The 17,433-nt window shown below is 59.1% G+C and carries 12 protein-coding genes; 2 read left to right on the plus strand and 10 right to left on the minus strand.

Translation table 11 applies throughout. From position 1 onward, the window contains the following. Positions 1-106: 106 nt before the first annotated feature. The 7 genes from Q0R02_RS12775 to Q0R02_RS12805 all read right to left on the minus strand — a co-directional run bounded on the left by Q0R02_RS12775 (position 107) and on the right by Q0R02_RS12805 (position 10,435). Positions 107-1,672: a carboxylesterase family protein gene (locus Q0R02_RS12775; RefSeq protein ID WP_293884060.1), complete on the minus strand. Its 1,566-nt coding sequence runs from the start codon at positions 1,670-1,672 to the stop codon at positions 107-109. A 108-nt stretch (positions 1,673-1,780) separates the two neighbouring features. Next, complete coding sequence (locus Q0R02_RS12780) at positions 1,781-3,820, minus strand: pyrroloquinoline quinone-dependent dehydrogenase (RefSeq protein ID WP_293884061.1); 2,040 nt, start codon at positions 3,818-3,820, stop codon at positions 1,781-1,783. A gap of 63 nt (positions 3,821-3,883) precedes the next feature. Further along, entirely contained in the window at positions 3,884-5,539 is a 1,656-nt protein-coding gene (locus Q0R02_RS12785) for a hypothetical protein (protein ID WP_293884063.1), read from the minus strand. 129 nt (positions 5,540-5,668) lie between these two features. Then, positions 5,669-8,161, minus strand: a complete 2,493-nt coding sequence (locus Q0R02_RS12790; protein ID WP_293884065.1) for a TonB-dependent receptor — start codon at positions 8,159-8,161, stop codon at positions 5,669-5,671. Between the two features lie 368 nt (positions 8,162-8,529). Beyond that, positions 8,530-9,162: a TetR/AcrR family transcriptional regulator gene (locus Q0R02_RS12795; protein WP_293884067.1), complete on the minus strand. Its 633-nt coding sequence runs from the start codon at positions 9,160-9,162 to the stop codon at positions 8,530-8,532. Between the two features lie 147 nt (positions 9,163-9,309). Then, a complete protein-coding gene (locus Q0R02_RS12800; protein ID WP_293884069.1) occupies positions 9,310-9,708 on the minus strand; it encodes a RidA family protein in 399 nt (132 codons plus the stop codon). 49 nt (positions 9,709-9,757) lie between these two features. After that, positions 9,758-10,435, minus strand: coding sequence for a tRNA (guanosine(46)-N(7))-methyltransferase TrmB (locus tag Q0R02_RS12805; protein ID WP_293884071.1), 678 nt, complete (start codon positions 10,433-10,435; stop codon positions 9,758-9,760). A gap of 122 nt (positions 10,436-10,557) precedes the next feature. Here Q0R02_RS12805 and Q0R02_RS12810 point away from each other — a divergent pair, with 122 nt between their 5' ends. Continuing rightward, on the plus strand, positions 10,558-12,654 hold the full coding sequence (locus Q0R02_RS12810) for a catalase (RefSeq protein ID WP_293884073.1): 2,097 nt from the start codon (positions 10,558-10,560) through the stop codon (positions 12,652-12,654). A 347-nt stretch (positions 12,655-13,001) separates the two neighbouring features. On the opposite strand, the gene metK is transcribed toward Q0R02_RS12810, so the two are convergent. Both metK and lnt read right to left on the minus strand, forming a co-directional pair. After that, a complete protein-coding gene (metK, locus tag Q0R02_RS12815) occupies positions 13,002-14,237 on the minus strand; it encodes a methionine adenosyltransferase (protein ID WP_293884075.1) in 1,236 nt (411 codons plus the stop codon). Positions 14,238-14,281: 44 nt separating this feature from the next. Continuing rightward, the gene (gene lnt / locus Q0R02_RS12820; protein ID WP_293884076.1) at positions 14,282-15,769 is read right to left on the minus strand and encodes an apolipoprotein N-acyltransferase; all 1,488 of its coding nucleotides are present in this window, start codon (positions 15,767-15,769) and stop codon (positions 14,282-14,284) included. Between the two features lie 67 nt (positions 15,770-15,836). Here lnt and Q0R02_RS12825 point away from each other — a divergent pair, with 67 nt between their 5' ends. After that, positions 15,837-16,436: a hypothetical protein gene (locus tag Q0R02_RS12825; protein WP_293884077.1), complete on the plus strand. Its 600-nt coding sequence runs from the start codon at positions 15,837-15,839 to the stop codon at positions 16,434-16,436. On the opposite strand, the gene Q0R02_RS12830 is transcribed toward Q0R02_RS12825, so the two are convergent. After that, complete coding sequence (locus Q0R02_RS12830; RefSeq protein ID WP_293884079.1) at positions 16,433-17,353, minus strand: transglutaminase-like cysteine peptidase; 921 nt, start codon at positions 17,351-17,353, stop codon at positions 16,433-16,435. The genes Q0R02_RS12825 and Q0R02_RS12830 overlap by 4 nt on opposite strands. Positions 17,354-17,433 lie beyond the last annotated feature (80 nt).

Raw genomic sequence — 17,433 nt, forward strand, 5'->3', positions numbered from 1 at the left:
GGTTAACGTGCCCGGAAGCAGAACCAACAATTCCCCGGAATCTTGCAAGATGACAGGCACCTGGTGCTAAGCCACCAAGTAGCGACGTTGCTGCGCGCACCGATTGTCAGGGCGCACCTAAAGCTTGCGCCGCTGCTTTTACGGCGTCGAGTTGCTCGGGGAATAGTGGTGGTCGTACCGTGACACCGGCGTTGCCGATTTCCAATATGGTAGTCTGGCCTGGCGCGTAGGCAGGCCAACGAACGTTCGCCGAGGTTCCTGGCGCGCCGGTCTTGGCGAAATTTGTCCAGTAAGTCTGCATCGCTTCGGCGATCACTCGGTCCTCGGCGCTCGCTGCAGGAATGAGCCGGCCGCCCAAGCGCGTCGCCACGGCAGGCAACGCAGTAAAGACATAGGGCACTTCAGCGCCGTGAACCGCACCGGGTTCGGCGCCTCGCAAAGCTTTGGGGACATACGAAAAATAGTAGCGGAATATCGGCATGCCCGCATCCACGCCTTTATCCGCCAGATAGCGATCCGGCTCAGTCATCAGTGAAACAGTAGCCAGGTTGAACGCCGCCCGCATGGCATCGCCCTCTCCGAACAACTGGATCGCCTTTTCCTGAGAAATCCCGCTACGTTTGAAAACCGCGCTAGGATTGGCACTTATGACCAACGCAAAAAGGCTGGATTCAAAGCTGTTGCCGCCAAGCAGATAAGGAATTTTCATTTGGTGGCCTTTTGCAAAAGCCATATCGGTGCGTTCCCGAATAATGCGTCCGTCGATCATCGGCTTGGGTATGGCTGGATCAAGCAAAGTAACGGCTTCACCCAAAACTGCGTTCGTCGAAAGCGCCCGGAGGGCTGACGCGGTCCCGGCGCCGTCGCCGGTAATTCCTTGTCGAGTTGCAAACGCGATGCCGCTCGCTTCGGCGGTGGCCAGGGATGGCGGATCGGTTCGTCCGAAACCCGACTGGGCGATTGCCTTGACGAACAAACCCCTCGCTTCAGGTGTCGTCATCAAAATATTGACAGAAATCGCGCCCGCCGATTCGCCGAAGATAGTCACGTTCTCGGGATCACCGCCGAACGCAGAAATGTTCTTCTTGACCCATTTGAGTGCCGCAATTTGATCCTGTATTCCATAATTGCCGATTGGCTCGAGATTGGAGCGAACGTCGATTGCCGGGTGCGCGAAAAAGCCGAACCTTCCCAAACGATAATTGAAGCTGACCAGCACCACGTCCCTGCCGACGAACGGCGTGCCATTATAAAAGGGCGAGGCACTGGATCCGACAACGAAGCCACCACCATATATCCAGACCATGACCGGCAAGCGCTTGTGCAAATGATTGCGCTTCGTCCACACATTGGCGGTCAGACAATCCTCGCTCTGGGTGTTTCCTCCATCAAGACCGCTCTTAGCCTGAACGCACGACGCGCCGAACGCGGTGGCAGATCGAATGCCGGACCATTTGACGACCGGCTGTGGCGCTCGCCAGCGGAGCGATCCGACGGGCGGAGCGGCAAACGGAATTCCCTTAAATGCGGCGACGTCGCCTTCGAGCGTGCCCTGAATCGTTCCATCGGCTGTCATCACCCGATCCATCGACAATTGGTCCTTTGCCGAGACTTCCCTTGTCGCCATCGAAAGCACGAACGCGGCGAACCCCAGTCTGATCAGTTTACCCACGTTACTTCCTTCCTGTTACTGACAACGGGCCTTGCGCCGACGATGAGCAAACCACGATAGCCGGAGGCACTGCTTTGCGGTCAACAGACACGTCACCAGACGTGTTTGTCACTTGAGGCTACGCACGGGCAGCGCAAACGCCATGACGGAATCGCCGGTTTTTGTGCCGGTAAAAGCGTGACCTCCAGCAGCAATCACGACATATTGCCTTCCATGATAAATATAGGTCATCGGGGTTGCCTGCCCCCCGGCCGGAAGGCGACCTTTCCATAGCTCCCGGCCATTGGAGACATCGAAAGCGCGAAGATAATTATCGAGTGTGGCGCCCAGAAAGATCAGGCCGCCTCGGGTAATGGCAGGGCCGCCGACATTGGGCGTTCCAAACGGAAGCGCAATTCCCGCGGGGGCAAGGTCCCTCGTGGTTCCTATGGTCCTTCGCCAGACGATTTTTCCGGTCGAAAGGTCTACCCCTGCCATGACGCCCCATGGTGGCGGGCTGCAGGGCAAGCCCAAAGGCGAGGCAAGCATCCCGCGCGACATGGTGTAGGGCGCACCTTCCATTGGGGCCGCTTCTGCGCGGTCGGTAATGGGACCGGTTTTTCTGCGGTCCAACTCTTTCACGTTCAGTCGGGAAAAAGACGCGACATTGCTAAGATTCACCACCATTAAATTGCGACTGGCGTCGTAAGCCGCGCTGCCCCAATTGGCGCCTCCCCCGTAAAAAGGATAGGCCAGTGTGCCCTTGACGGTCGATGGGGTAAAAAGGCCATCGCCTCGCAAGTTCTTGATCTTGTTCGAGCAAGCCAGCTTGTCCCACAAGGTTATGCCAAATGCGTCGGCGGGGTTCAGCCGATCATTGACCAAAAGCGGAGTATTAACCGGGAAAGGCTGGGTCGGCGAGAGGACCTCTCCGGGGACACCGCCTTGCGGAACGGGCCTTTCCTCGACCGGTAGAAACGGTTTGCCGGTATCGCGGTCGAGAACGAAAACCATCCCGGTCTTCGTAACCTGGGCGACAACGTCATGCGCCTTCCCACCGCGCCAAACCTGATAAAGCCCCGGCTGGGCGGGGACATCAAAATCCCATAAATCGTGATGCACCGTCTGGAATTGCCAAATGACTTTCCCCGTTTCGGCATTCAGCGCGACGACGGAATTCGCATAGCGATTGTCACCCACGCGATTGCCGCCATAATAATCCGGGCTCGGGCTGGAGGTCGGAAGGAAAACCATTCCGCGTTCTTCATCCACCGAAATGGTCGACCAAATATTTGCATGACCCGTTCCTCTGGCGGAATTTCCTGCCCAATTGTCCGCTGCGGGGTCATTCGGATCCTGGGGTATAGGATTGAACTCCCATTTCAGGGCACCGGTGCGCGTGTCATAGGCATGAACCGTGCCCAGCGGTGCTTTAGTCCGAACGCTGTCGGTGATCGCCGACCCGGTAATGACGGTATTTCCTATGATGGCGGGCGCCGAGGTGATTTGATATTCTCCCGGCCACACCAAGGGTTCGCTTGGTCTTACTTGGACCTGGCCTTGTTGGCCGAAGTCGGGGCAGGGCTTCCCAGTAATCGCATCAAGGGCAATTAGTCGTGAATCTACTGTGCCCATAAATATCCGTGAGGCACATAGGCTGCCCACGCTGGACTGCGTTCCTTTCCAGTAGGATACGCCTCTGCAATTATACTGGTTGCCTGGTTTGCGGTCGGTCGAGATTTTAGGATCGAACCGCCACAATTCGGTTCCCTTTGCCGGATCGAGTGCAATAACCTGATTAAACTGGGTGCACAGGACAAGCATGTTTTCGACAAGAATGGGCGTGTTTTCGAAAGCCGACGATCTTCTAACATTTTCGTGCCCGCGAAAGGCGCCCGTGTGGAATTCCCAAGCTGTTTCCAGATTTTGGACATTGGCCGGGGTAATCTGGTCGGCCGCCGAAAAACGTGTTCCTTTCCCGTCACCCCCATAGGCTGCCCAGCCTGTGGTGAACCCGCCCGGCAGCGGCCTCACAATCTCAGCCCGGCCGTCGATCGTGAGATCTTTGGTTAGGCCCAACATATTCCAGAATGCCGACCCCCCAAGAAAACTGATGGCAATGAAGGCGCCGACAAGAATGGCGAAGAGTTTGATTCGGGTTCGTTTCATACTGAGACTATCACGATCCGTAGAACCCGACCATTCGAGCCGCGCCGCGCAAAGCCTTGCCCGTCAAAGGGGTTTTATCCGCACGAAAGCGGAACTGCCGCCCTCTATCGTCGCCGAGGGATATTGTGAATAACTGGTCCAAACGGTCCCGTCCTTGCCGAAATTTATTTCGCGGCAAAAGGTGACATGGCTGGGGAGCTGATACGTCACGACTTTTCCCGTTGCCGGATCGAGATGCATCATCGTGTCCGAATTGGTGCCGCAGGCCCAGACGCTATCATCGCGGGGATCGACGGCAAGCGCATAAACCGCGTCTCCCTTGCCCGTCGGCAAATCGAAGCGCGTGAATTTGTTCGCAGCTGGGTCGTATTTGTAGATATTTCCTTCCGCATAGGAGGGGATCCACAAATTCCCCTTCGAGTCCGACCGGAAACGCCGGGGACCGCCAAAGGGCGTACCGATCATTTTAAACTTTTTTGTCTTTTTGTCGAAATAGCCGATGCGGCGACTGTTGAACTGGCTGAACCAGATTTTGCCATCGGGCGTGACGGCAATACCGTAAGGGATAGCGTTAATTTCGTCCTGCGCGGCGATAACATCGTTACCTGCGCGCTGCTTCAGCATCTCCTGCATGGCGCGTGCGGGATTGGCCGCGTCGGCTTGAACTTGTGTGCGCGTTGGCATTGCGTAGAGGACAATCTTGTCCGTTACAGGGTCGATCGTTCCAAGCTGATTCGTATGGCTGACCGTAAACCAAAGCTGCCCGTCTTTGTCGAACCGCATGGTGTGCGGATACAGGCCGGCAGCGTATGACATCTCATACACCTTCATCTTGTTAGTGGTGACGTCTAGGCTCGCAATCATATTGCCCAAGGCATAGGTGAACCACATTTTTCCATCGGGACCCTGCAACACCGTATGCAGCAGCAACGGTGAGCCCTCGGGCCGGTTCTTTGGCCTGAGGTCGGCCAACTCCTTGATCTCGTTGGTTTTCGGATTCAGGCGCCAGATGTTGCTGCCAATTGTGTCTACGCCATAGATATTCCCGTCGGGACCGACGGCAACGTCGTGCATGCTGTGCGTACTGTCTTTCAGTCGCCATTCGGTAATTTCGACGTGGGTGGCCGTGCCGCTCGGCGCGTCGGGGATACGCGGCATCCCCAGCTTTCCCTGATAATCAAACGCGGCGGTCAGCGCATCGGCCATGCCGTCCCGGGTTTCCCGGGTCAGCAGGGCACGCGTGCCCTTGTTTGCCATGCGCTCATAAACGCCAGCCCAATCGGCGCGCCCCTTGTGAATGCGGGTATTGGGATAGCCCATCTGGTGACACATCATGCACTGCACGCGAAACTCCGTATTCATGCGGGCGGTGGGCACGTTGATCCGCTCGGCCCACACGTTCGCTGGCAAGTCCGCGAGCAATTGTTCCTGAGATGCAGGCACCAGGCTTGCCTCAATCTCTTTCATGCCTGGTTTCAGATCGAGCAACTGATCGGCAAAACCGACGTGGCGGACACGAACCTTGTTTTCATCGCTGGCAATTTCGGGAAAACCGACCCGGCCGTCCTTGTCGGTATACCGGGTGGTCAGTCGCAGTTGGCTGTTGTCCACCACGGTTACCAGCGCGCCTTCGAGCGGCGCACCCTTGTCGTCCATGATTTTGGCTATGAATTTGGCATTTGACATTTCGCCGACGCGGCCGGAGCCAGCGTCATTCATGCCGTTTTGACATGCCGCAACGACCAAAAGGCTTGCGCTCGCAAACGCTGTCCAGGGTGTTTTAGTGCGCATTATCAGCTCATCCCGTTTTGATCGTTGCGGAGAGGTCTCCTCGTTCCCGTAGTCAGGTCAGAACTTAAAACGCCCCGTTATTCCGTAGGTTCTCGGGTCGTTTGGATAGCCTGTCACACTGCCAGGCTGCGCAACAGCATCGCCGACCGCAGTGTAATAACGTGTGTTGAAAAGGTTGCGGGCGTAAACAGATAATTCGAATCCGCTGTTCAGCGCGAGCGTTGTTGACGCATTCACCAGATTGACTTCACGAGTGAACATTTTCGCAGCAGCAAACCCGGCGGCTTGTGAGAACCCCGAAAAACCCCGGACGATCTGGACTTTTGACTCGTGCAGATAGTCCATTCGGAGCGACAGCTTGGTGCCGTCGTTGAATTGATGTGTGTAGGATCCGCCAGTCGAAAATGAGAATGTCGGAATGCCGGTCGGCTTCTCTCCCGACAAGTCGCCGTAAGGTGATCCAGTGAAAGAGTCATATCTATTGTGGAGATAGGTCATCGCGAAGAAAAGACTAAGTGGTTTGACTGGATTGACTGTCACATCCAGTTCGGCGCCGCGCGCAGTCCTGCTGCCCGCATTGGTCAACGCAAAACCAGTGCCCGTAAATGCTACGCTTTGAAAACCTTTGATCTGCTGATCAAAGACAGCAAGGTTGAAGGAGCCAAAATGAAAATTGCCCTTCAGGCCAACTTCGAAAACTCTTGAATTTTCAGGACCTGCAAAACGTGTGCCGGTGGTCAGGTTCGGCAACGCAAGACCTGCGTCACGGACGGGGGAAGACGGTGGCGGCGGACTAGACGCCGGCGATCCCGGGATGAATATGGACGCCGGTGGACGGGAATCCTGCGAGACGTTGAATGAACTCGCCTTGAATCCGGTTGCGTATGAAACATAGCCGTTGAGATGGTCGGAAAACTTGTAGGCGGCGCGCGCCGTATAGGACAGCTTGCCGTCCCTTGTCTTGCCGCTCTCCACCGCATTTGGAAAATTCAGGAACGGCGGCAGGAATTGCAGTCCTTGAAGGGGAAGCAGCGGGTTGGCCGAGGTGTTGGCCAACGCCGGCGGCACACCGAGTGCGACTCCCAGCGCAACCAGATCGATCGCCGAAAAGGCATCGGTCGTAATTACGTTGGAAATCGCGTCCTTTTCATCCTTGGTATACGCCAGCCCGCCCGTCAGGGTAATTCGGTCGGTAACCTTGTAATCGACTGTGCCGAACACCGAATAGGTTCGGTCGTTCACGCGATAGTTGTTCGTGTCACCAACGCCGGGCTGCGTGAAGGTGTTGACCGGGAGGCCAAGGATACTCTCTACGGCCCTGATGCCGCCCTGTGATAGTATGTTAAGATAAGGCCTGGCATCCCTGCCAAACAAATTGCGATCTTGGTGCTTTAGTTTTTCATTATAATAAAAACCGCCGACGACAAAATTTAATGGTCCATCGAAATTAGAGACAAGCCGCAGTTCTTGCGAGAATGTATTGATGTTTGTGTCCGTCAGATTGTCACCCAATATGTCAGCCGGGCCCAAGTCGCCGTCGCTGATAGAATTGGATTTGAATTCTCGATAGGCGGTGATTGACGAAATTGTCAGGTGTCCCAAGTCGTAATCGATATGGCCGGAAGTCCCGTAATTCTCGATCAGGTTTCGTGCGACGATGTTGTTGCGGGTGGTATCAGAAAAGGGCATATTCTGAATGATGTGGCCGCCCGAGGCGATGGCGTCGATAGCGGGGCCCGTAGGTCCATAAAGCGCATAGACGGAAATGCAGCAATTTTCGTCTATCTTGTCGTAATCTGCAATTAAACGGATCTTTAAAGCGTCGGTGGGGTGGAACAATAACTGTCCACGAACGCCGTAACGATTGCGATCGTTGAATTTCGCGCGGGTATTCAAGTCGCGTGCATAACCGTCGCGGCTATTGTAATTTCCCGACAGCGAGAATGCTACCTGACTAGTGATCGGCCCGGTCACGTCGCCCTTTAGGACGACTTGGTTGAAGTTGCCGTAGGTTGCGGAAACCGAGCCGCCATACTTGAATTTCGGCTCTTGCGTGATCACGCTGACCACGCCTGCGGAAGCATTCTTGCCGAAGAGGGTGGATTGCGGCCCGCGCAGAACCTCTACCCGCTCCACATTTGGAAGGTCGCTGACCTGAGCGCCTCCGCGCGGCCGATAAACGCCGTCAATGAAAACGCCGACCGACGGCTCGATACCGGGGTTGCTGCCGCCGTTGCCGAAACCACGAATGCTGAAGCTCGTACTGATAAGATTTTCGTTTTGAGATACAGCCAGTGATGGGACAAGCGTTTGAATATCGAGCAAATCGCGAATCTGTGCGTCTTCGATTGCTTTCTTGCCAACGACAGACACCGCTATTGGCGTTTCCTGAAGTGTGGTTTCGCGTTTGGTCGCGGTCACGATGATATCATTAGGGTCGTTGGCTTCGGTGCCTTTAGCGACGCCCGGATTACCTGAATTTTGAGCCAAGGCCGGGCTGCTCACCGCAAGCGCCAGCAACGAGCCTCCCAAAAACTGCGTGATACGCATAATCGTTCCCCTCCCTTTTACGCCACCTGCTCGTTCAGCACGTGGTCATTTTGTAAATCTATTTCATATTCGATATTCTGGAACAAGCTAGAAAAAGCGCCTGACCAATTAATTGCATTTGCGTTTGTGAAGCGGGGGTGAGTGAGAACGTCGCGGCCGTCGCACGATGGGCATTCGGGCAAATCGCGGGTCGTCGTGTATAACGCAGCGAAACCCTAGGTTTTTCAATTCGACGGACGATCCGGCATCTGTAGACCGGCGTAACGGCAAGGTTAGCGACGGTGGAGCGGCGCTCGCAAGATAAGCAGGCTCACTGGCCGGACGCAGGCTGCAGTCCGCCGAACAGCCGAAATGCACTTGATCCTACGCTATGGAGCCAATGCGTTTTGAGGGCGCGCAAGGCTGTTCAAGCTTGCCACACAAATTGAATCCATCAGCCGATCAGATGTCATGCCCTTGATGGAGGGCACCCACTTGGCAAGCCAAATGAGCATTCCCAGGAGAAGTTGCACAACCACCTTTGGTTCGCAGGGGACAACCGTACCGTCGCTGATGCCTTCTTCAAGGAAGCGCTCAAACATGTTCGTTAACCGCTCGATCCATTCGCCGACGTGTTCGCGCTGCGCAACCGCGAGAAAGGAATAGTCCCCGAAGTAGAGCTGCGGTCCGTTATGCTCGGCGTCGTGAAGCATGCCTGCGATGAACAGCTTTAGCTTTGCAAAGCCTGACGTGCCATCAGCTTCGGCCTCGCCGAGTAGGCGTTCGAATATTTCGAGCGAGTGTATCTGGCACGCGTAAGCCAGCGCCTGCTTATTCTCGAAATAATAATAGAGCGTCGCATCGCGAAGATCCAGGCCAGCTGCAATCTCGCTCATTGTCGCTAGCGCGTAGCTCTTGACGTTGATCACCTTGATCGCAGCACGAATGATCGCAGCGCGCTTTCGATCTGACTTTCGCTGTTGATGCGAGATTGCGGGTTTAGGTGAGACGGGCGCGGCCATGCGTGCTCGTAGCCGATCAACTGGCTGCCACAAGCTCCAATTTTCCAGCTGTCATAAATATTTAAGGGCGCAATAGGATTGGTTATTTCGCGACCAACGTCTCGGCCAGCCATTTCAGCGTGCAGACTTGCGCCTCGCGCGTTGCGCTCACGAAGCATCCGCCCTGAACGCGATCGCCTCCACCTCGATCAACCATTCGGGCATTACCAGCGCCGCCACCGCGATCAGCGTCGACGCGGGACGGGCGCCTTGTAGAAACGGCTCACGGATGCTTGCCAGGGATCGCGCATTGCCGATGTCGGTGAGATATGTTGTAATCTTGACCGAGTCATGGATGGTCATGCCGTCCGCAGCCAGGATTGCAACGATGTTGCGCCAGCATTGGCTCGCTTGCTCGGCAAAGGTGCGGGGCGTCTTTCCTTCGAGGCTAATGCCGAGTTGCCCCGATACGTATAGCGTCCGACCTGTGCCGCGGGTTGACACTGCATGGCTGTAGGCACCCAGGGGCGGATGAACGCCCTGCGGCACGATGGCTTGGTTGGTCATGGCTGTTCTCCGATCGCGTGGTTCTCGCGGCGCGAGACATGGCTGGTGATCAAACCCGCAGATACCGAAAATACCACACCTCATGCCCCAGCCGCCGCGCCTTGCGTTCGTAGCGGGTCTCGACCCAGTCATCGGGGCGCGTCAGGAAATCGTGGGCGGCTTCGACCTGCCATGCAAAATCGCGCCGCGCGCCCATGATCATCATCGCGTGGGCGACATAGATCGGGTGATCGGTCCCGAACCGAAACTCCCCGCCGGGTTTCAGCTTGGCGGCAATCATGTCGATCGGGCCGGTGTTCATGAACCGCCGCTTGGCATGACGCGCCTTTGGCCACGGATCGGGGTGGAGCAGATAGACCGTCTCCAGCGACGCATCGGGCAGGCGGTTCAGCACGTCAAGCGCATCCCCCATATGCAGCACGACATTGGTCAGGCCGCGTTCGTCGATATGCTGCAAGGCACCGACCATCCCGTTCAGGAACGGTTCGCAGCCGATAAACCCGCTGCCGGGCCGCATCCCCGCCTGTCCCGCCAGATGCTCGCCCGCGCCAAACCCGATCTCGAGCTCCAGCGGGCGATCGTCACCGAACAGCGCGACCGCGTTCAACGGCCCATCGGGCACCGACAGTTGCGGCAGCAATTCCTCGACCAGCGCCGACTGCCCGCCGCGCAGCTTGTGCCCCATGCGCCGTCCGTACAGCCTGCCGATGGTAAGTGGGTCTGACATCGGTGCGCGTATAGAGCGTGTTGCGCACAGGTCGAGCGCCGCGCCCGAAAACAAATTCCGACCGCCCGGCAACCATGGCCAGACCCCCTCGTTCATCTCATGACTTATGCGAGGAAATCCAGATGGCGACCAAGGACAAGACCCCCCCCAATACCGTTAAAAACACCGTGACCACCACCACCGGCAACGGCGGGGAGACGCACCAGACCAACAGCGGCCCTTATATCACCACCAACCACGGCCTCGCGATTTCCGACAATCAGAACTCGCTGAAGGCGGGCGCACGTGGTCCCGCGCTGCTTGAGGATTTCGTCCTCCGCGAAAAAATCTTTCACTTCGACCATGAACGCATCCCCGAACGGATCGTCCATGCCCGCGGTTCGGGGGCGCACGGCTATTTCGAATGCACCGCCGCCATTCCCCAACTGACCAAGGCCGGCCTGTTCCAGAAAGTCGGCGAACAGGTTCCCGTATTCGCGCGCTTTTCGACAGTGGCGGGCGGCTCGGGTTCGGTCGATACCCCACGCGACGTCCGCGGGTTCGCCGTCAAATTCTACACGCAACAGGGCAATTGGGATCTGGTCGGCAACAACATCCCGGTCTTTTTCATCCAGGACGCGATCAAGTTTCCCGACCTGATCCATTCGGTCAAGATGGAGGCCGACAAGGGCTATCCGCAGGCCGCCTCCGCCCATGACACGTTCTGGGACTTCATCTCGCTGATACCCGAATCGACGCACATGATCATGTGGGCCATGTCCGATCGCACCCTGCCGCGCTCGCTAAGGATGATGGAGGGGTTCGGCGTCCACACGTTCCAGATGGTCAATGCCAAGGGCGACGTTACCTTCGTCAAGTTCCATTGGCGTCCGAAGCTCGGCGCGCAGTCGACCTGCTGGGACGAGGCGGTCAAGATCGCGGGTGCCGATCCCGACTTTCACCGTCGCGACCTGTTCGAGGCGATCGAGCGCGGCGACTATCCCGAATGGGAACTATCGCTGCAGGTCTTCGACGAGGAATTTGCCGCGTCGCTGCCCTATGATGTCCTCGATTCGACCAAGATCATCCCGGAGGAGGTCCTGCCGTTGCAGGTCATCGGGCGCATGGTCCTGAACCGCAACGCCGACAATTTTTTTGCCGAAACCGAACAGGTCGCTTTCCTGCCGACCAACGTCGTTCCCGGCATCGACTTTTCGAACGATCCCTTGTTGCAGGGTCGGCTGTTCTCTTATCTCGACACGCAGAAGTCGCGGCTCGGGACGACCAACTTCCACCAGATCCCGATCAACGCCCCGAAATGCCCGTTCGGCAACTTCCAGCGCGACGGCATGATGCAGACGATGGTGCCGAAGGGCCGGGCGAATTACGAGCCCAACAGCCTTGGCGAAGCGGGTGAGGACGGTGGCCCGCGAGAGGCTCCGCAGACCGGCTTTACGACCGTGCCGACGAACGACGAGCGCAACGACCCGACGCAGAAACTGCGGGTCCGGTCCGAATTGTTCGCCGATCACTACAGTCAGGCGCGGATGTTCTTCCGATCGCAGGCGCCCATCGAACAGGCGCATCTGGCCTCGGCCATCGTCTTCGAATTGTCGAAGGTGGCGCTGGAGCCGGTGCGTTTGCGGATGATCGCCAACCTGCGCAACGTCGACGAGGGTCTGGCGCAGCGCGTTGCCGACGGGCTGGCGATGGACCTGCCCGCCGCATCGAAGGCGGCGCGGGCCCCGTTCGATATGGATACATCCGACGCGCTTTCGATCGTCAAGAAGGGCGACCCAATCATGCCTGGTCGCAAGGTCGGCATCCTGTTCGACGAAGGATCCGACAAAGCCGAGATCGACATGGTGTTCAAGGCGGTCGAGGATGCGGGCGGCAGCGCGCTGCTGATCGCGCCGAAAGTGGGCGGCATCTCGGTCAAGGGCGGCATTCTGAAGGCCGACGGCCAGCTTGCCGGTTCGCCATCGGTCCTGTTCGATGCGGTCGCGATCATCCTGACCGAAGCGGCTGCGGCCAAATTGTCGAAGGAAAGCGCGGCAGTGCAGTTCGTCATGGACGCTTACGCCCATGTGAAGACCATCGGCCACAATAAAGGCGCGCAGGCGTTGCTCGACAAGGCCGGGGTGGAGCCCGACGACGGCGTGGTGGCGCTTAAGGACTTCGCCGACGTCGCCCCAAAACGCCACTGGGATCGTGAGCCCAAAGTGCGGACGCTGGCCTAAGCAAGGGGAGGGTTCTTCCCAACTCTCTCCCCTCGGGGGGAGCGGGTTGGGGCGAGGGTTTTCCTAACGGACAAGCGCCACCCTCAAAAAAGAACCCTCATCCCGCTTGCTACGCAAGTCGCCCTTTCAAGGGGAGAGGGAAGCGGCAGGCCCCGACCTGCACCAAATTGACGACCAAGCTATCACCGTCACCGCGGCGAAGGCCGGGGTCTATACGGGCGTCCGAAAATACCCATCCCTACAAAAATGCGCGCACGTCCAAAAACTTACGCACCCGTCCCCAGACCGTGCACCAAACCCGACAGCCGTATAGGCTCCGGCCTCCGCCGGGGTGACGGATTGGCCGATTACCCCAGTTCAGCCCGCAACTGATCCACCAGATCGGTCTTCTCCCAGCTGAAAAAGTCCCCGTCCGCCTTGCGTCCGAAATGCCCGTAAGCCGCGCTCGGCTGATAGATGGCCTTATTCAGACCCAGATGCGTGCGGATGCCCTTGGGCGTCAGGCGCACCAATTTGGGCAGGGCCGCCTCCAGGACGGCCTCGTCCACGGTCCCCGTCCCATGCAGGTCGACATAGACCGACAGCGGCTCGGCCACGCCGATCGCATAGGACAATTGGATCGTGCAGCGCCGCGCCAGGCCCGCCGCGACCACGTTTTTGGCCAGATAGCGCGTCACATAGGCGGCCGAACGATCCACTTTGGTCGGATCCTTACCCGAAAACGCGCCGCCGCCATGCGGTGACGCGCCGCCGTAAGTGTCCACGATGATCTTGCGCCCGGTAACACCGGCATCGCCATCAGGGCCGCCGATCTCGAACCGGCCGGTCGGGTTGACGTGGATCACCGTGCTGTCGGTGATGAAACCGTCGGGCAGCACGTCCCTGAACACGCCGATCACATAGTCGCGGAGGGTGGCATATTTGGCTTCGTCGCCGCCGCTCTCGCCATCGCTTTCCCACGGCAGGCAATAATCGACCGCGTGCTGCGTCGAAACCACCAGCGCGGTCGCCTCGACCGGCACTTCGTTTTCATACCGCAGCGTCACCTGGCTCTTGGCATCGGGTTCCAGAAAGGGGGCCACGCCCGAATGACGGTCCGCCGCCATCCGCTCCAGGATCTTGTGCGAATAATAAAGCGTTGCGGGCATCAGGTCGGGCGTCTCGTCGGTCGCGTAGCCGAACATAATGCCCTGGTCGCCCGCACCCTCGTCCTTGTTGCCGCTTTCATCGACGCCCTGCGCGATGTGCGCCGACTGCGGGTGGAGGTAGTTTGCGAACTCCAGCGTGTCCCAGTGAAAGCCGTCCTGTTCGTATCCGATTCTTTTGACCGTGGCGCGTACTGCAGCCTCGATCTCGGCGAGTGCCCCATCGGCCCAGTTGCCGTCGGTGTCGATCATCCCGTTGCCGCGAACTTCGCCTGCCAGAACAACGCGTTGCGTCGTCACCAGCGTCTCGCACGCCACGCGCGCCTGCGGGTCCTTGGCCAGGAACAGATCGACCACCGTGTCCGAAATCTGGTCGGCGACCTTGTCGGGATGACCTTCGGAAACACTCTCGGAAGTAAAGAGGAAGCTTGAACGCATGGGGTGTCCTGTGCAGATATAAAGGAAACTTTATGTCCGGCCCTTTAACGACGTCGCCAGCCAATCGCAACGCCCGTCAGTCCCAAGAAAAATGCGAATGCGATGGAGAGAATGTTTCCATATCGCGCGAACGGGGTTGGTGAAATGACTGCGGGGATGGTCGTCTTGATAAAGCCCGCCTTGCCCATCGGCAGCGCGGTGACAATACGGCCATTGGCGTCGATGACCGCCGAAATCCCGGTCGGTGTCGCGCGCACGATCGGCATTCCTTCTTCCAGCGCGCGCATCCGGGCCTGCGCCAGATGTTGCGGCGGCCCCCATGCCCCGAACCACGCATCGTTCGACGGATTGAACAGGAAATCGGGGCGATGGGCGCTGTCCACGACCTGTCCGGAAAAGATGATCTCGTAACAAATCTGCACGCCGATCTTGCCAAAGCCGGGCAGGGGATAGCTCAGCGGGCCGGGGCCGGGCAGGAAATCAAGGTCGCCGGGGACCAGTCGCGACAGGCCGATGGCCGACAATATCGGCCGCATCGGCAGATATTCGCCATAGGGGACCAGGTGCGACTTGTCGTAGCGGGCGATCAGTTTGGCGTCCGCCGTCATCGCAAACAGCGAATTGCTCGCCGCGGTCACGTCGCCCTTGTCGTTATAGACCAGCGCGTCGCCGCCGGTCATGATGACGTCGTTCGGCCCCATCAGTTTGGCGATCCGCTCGCGCGCCCAGCGTTCCTCCTCCAGGAAATAGGGGACCGCCGCCTCGGGCCACAGGATCAGGCGCGGGGTGGCGCCCGGCGGGCCGGTCAGCCGGGTCAGCGCCTGAAAATTACGCGCGTCATAGGCCGGGTCCTGCTTGACCGCTTGGCCGATATTGGCCTGCACCACGCGGATCTGGCGGGTCGTCGTGCCCGGATCGGACACCGTGATGAGCCAGCCGACCAGGGGCAGGGCGACGAGCGTGCCGGCGCCATAGGGCCACAGGCGGCGGCGGTCGTGCCACACCAGCATGGCCAGCCCCGCGACCAGCATGACCAGCCCCGACAGCCCATAGGTCCCGATCCACCGCGCGAATCCCGCCACCGGCGTCGTTAGCCAGATCATGCCGATCGGGTTCCACGCAAATCCGGTAAACATCGTCGCGCGCAGATATTCGGTCAGCACCCACGCAAATGCAAAGAACAGCACGAACGCCACCGGCTGCCTGCGCCCGCGCCACGCCACCCCCGCCGCCATCGCCGGATAGACCGCCAGGTAGAATGCCAGCGCGACGACCGCGACATATCCCAACCATGTCGGCATCGTCTCCTGAAACCGGAACGCACCCGCTATCCAATTGAGACCAATGACAAAATTTCCGAACCCGAACCAATATCCGCGCGCCAGTGCGCCGCGCAGGTTGGGCGCATCGCGGGTCAACGAGATGATCAACCAACCAGCGAACAGCGTCACCGGCCACAGGTTCAGCGGCGCGAATCCGATTGCCGAAATCAGACCGGCGGTCAGCGCGAGAAGCTTTGGATGACGGGTCACAGCAACGCGCTATCGCCGCGAACCGTGACAGGTGCAACTCCTGCCGCACTTCGCTATCAGGCCCCCCATGTCCATCCTCCTCGCCCTTGCCGCCGCCGCGGTGTCGCCCGCCCAGTCCACCGACATCCGCTGTGTCGCCGGGCTTGCCATCGTCGCGAATGAACAAAAGCGCGGGAGCGGGTGGGGTGACTATCCCGACGTCGGCGACGACGGCGCGGACTTTGCCGGCGTGGTTGGCGGGGACGTGATGAAAACCACCGGCAAGACCCGCGAGCAGGTCCGCGACCTGATCCTCGCCGCCGTCGCCGACCTGCAAAAGGCCAAGACCCTCGATCGCGCCGAAATCGACAAATGCGCGATCCGGATGCACGCCCGGATACCGACGCCTCCGGTCCCGACGATGCCACGCTGCGCGGCCATCATGGCACTGGCCTATGAGGCGGTGAAGACCCGCGATGGGCTGACCAAGGATGCCAAGGACCTCGCGACGCTCGCCGCAGTGCTGACCTACCGGGCGAAGGAGGAGGCCATTTCGGTTGGCAGGAGCGAGGCCGAGGCTGACGCGCTGCTGGGCGCCGAGCGCGCCAAGGCAGCGAAAACCGGCGGCGCTCCAGAAGCCGAACTCCGGGCCTGCGCGACCCTCGCCGCCCCGGCCGGAGCCCGCTAGGAAGAGGCGACGATTACCGGCGACGCCTTTTTCAAAACCATCTCATCATTGTCGTGCGTCGGCGTCCCGATCCGTCGCCAGACCCGGGGCGCACCGATGGTCTGTTTACGCAGCCAGACATATTTGACCTTCGCCCACGGCAGGACCCGGCGCGTCATACTGTCGAGCACTCGATCGCCATCGTCGAGCTGCGCGACCAGCACGGTATGAAGCCCAAAGCTGCGGCGATAGGCGACCGCCAGAAACAACCGGTCGGACGGAAACCCACCATCGATCAGCCGCATCCGTTTTTCGATCGCCAGATCCTCGCAGTCACCCACGGGGTTGCGCCCGGGCTCCGGCCGCTGCCACCGTTCTTCGACGCCTGTGGCATCGAAGTCGCTGATCTGTGTGATGTCGTTGTTGACGATGGCATTGATCCGGTCGACCATCTTTTTCTGGAGCTTCGGGCCGATGGCCTCCTTGGCAACGGGGGAAACCGCGGTCCTTACGCAGGGCGTAAAACTTCCGAGGGTGACAACAGGCAGGGGCGCGGCAAAGGCGTCCTTCGGGTTCACCAGCAGTGGCTGCAGGACCGGTCGCCATGTTCCGACACCGGCAGCTACCGGCAATGAGGAAGTGATGCACCCCGCCTGAAAACCGACTGACAGGGCGCGGATTTCGGTTGTGTCGTAAACCTTGCCCGCACCCGGTCGGGTCACCGCGGACTGGGCGGTGATGGTCGCTGGTCGCGCCAGGCCGACATCGCAGAGCGCTGCGTCGCGGAGGCACATGTCCTCGAACCCAAGCGGTGCCTCGGCAACGTCGCCATCGGGCATGAACGTCCCGATCGCCTTAGCCGCCGCCCGGCCCGCTGGCAGCGCTGTGGCCAGCGTCGCCGCAAAAAATCGCACGAATAATTCGGGTTTGAAAGACATTGACTGCTCCGGAAGAACAACTTCGTCCTCCCACAAACCTTCAAAGATTTTGCTAATGCGCGATGAAAATTCGTATCGAT

Origin of the sequence: Sphingomonas sp. (assembly GCF_025353885.1) — a bacterium.
In the GTDB taxonomy this organism is placed as follows: domain Bacteria; phylum Pseudomonadota; class Alphaproteobacteria; order Sphingomonadales; family Sphingomonadaceae; genus Sphingomonas_O.

Bases quoted from the DNA above. Each gene is read 5' to 3' on its own strand.
- Q0R02_RS12780 (WP_293884061.1), bottom strand. From the start codon at position 3,820: ATGAAACGAACCCGAATCAAACTCTTCGCCATTCTTGTCGGCGCCTTC.
- Q0R02_RS12785 (WP_293884063.1), bottom strand. From the start codon at position 5,539: ATGAATGACGCTGGCTCCGGCCGCGTCGGCGAAATGTCAAATGCCAAA.
- Q0R02_RS12790 (WP_293884065.1), bottom strand. From the start codon at position 8,161: ATGCGTATCACGCAGTTTTTGGGAGGCTCGTTGCTGGCGCTTGCGGTG.
- Q0R02_RS12795 (WP_293884067.1), bottom strand. From the start codon at position 9,162: ATGGCCGCGCCCGTCTCACCTAAACCCGCAATCTCGCATCAACAGCGA.
- Q0R02_RS12800 (WP_293884069.1), bottom strand. From the start codon at position 9,708: ATGACCAACCAAGCCATCGTGCCGCAGGGCGTTCATCCGCCCCTGGGT.
- Q0R02_RS12805 (WP_293884071.1), bottom strand. From the start codon at position 10,435: ATGTCAGACCCACTTACCATCGGCAGGCTGTACGGACGGCGCATGGGG.
- Q0R02_RS12810 (WP_293884073.1), top strand. From the start codon at position 10,558: ATGGCGACCAAGGACAAGACCCCCCCCAATACCGTTAAAAACACCGTG.
- metK (WP_293884075.1), bottom strand. From the start codon at position 14,237: ATGCGTTCAAGCTTCCTCTTTACTTCCGAGAGTGTTTCCGAAGGTCAT.
- Q0R02_RS12825 (WP_293884077.1), top strand. From the start codon at position 15,837: ATGTCCATCCTCCTCGCCCTTGCCGCCGCCGCGGTGTCGCCCGCCCAG.
- Q0R02_RS12830 (WP_293884079.1), bottom strand. From the start codon at position 17,353: ATGTCTTTCAAACCCGAATTATTCGTGCGATTTTTTGCGGCGACGCTG.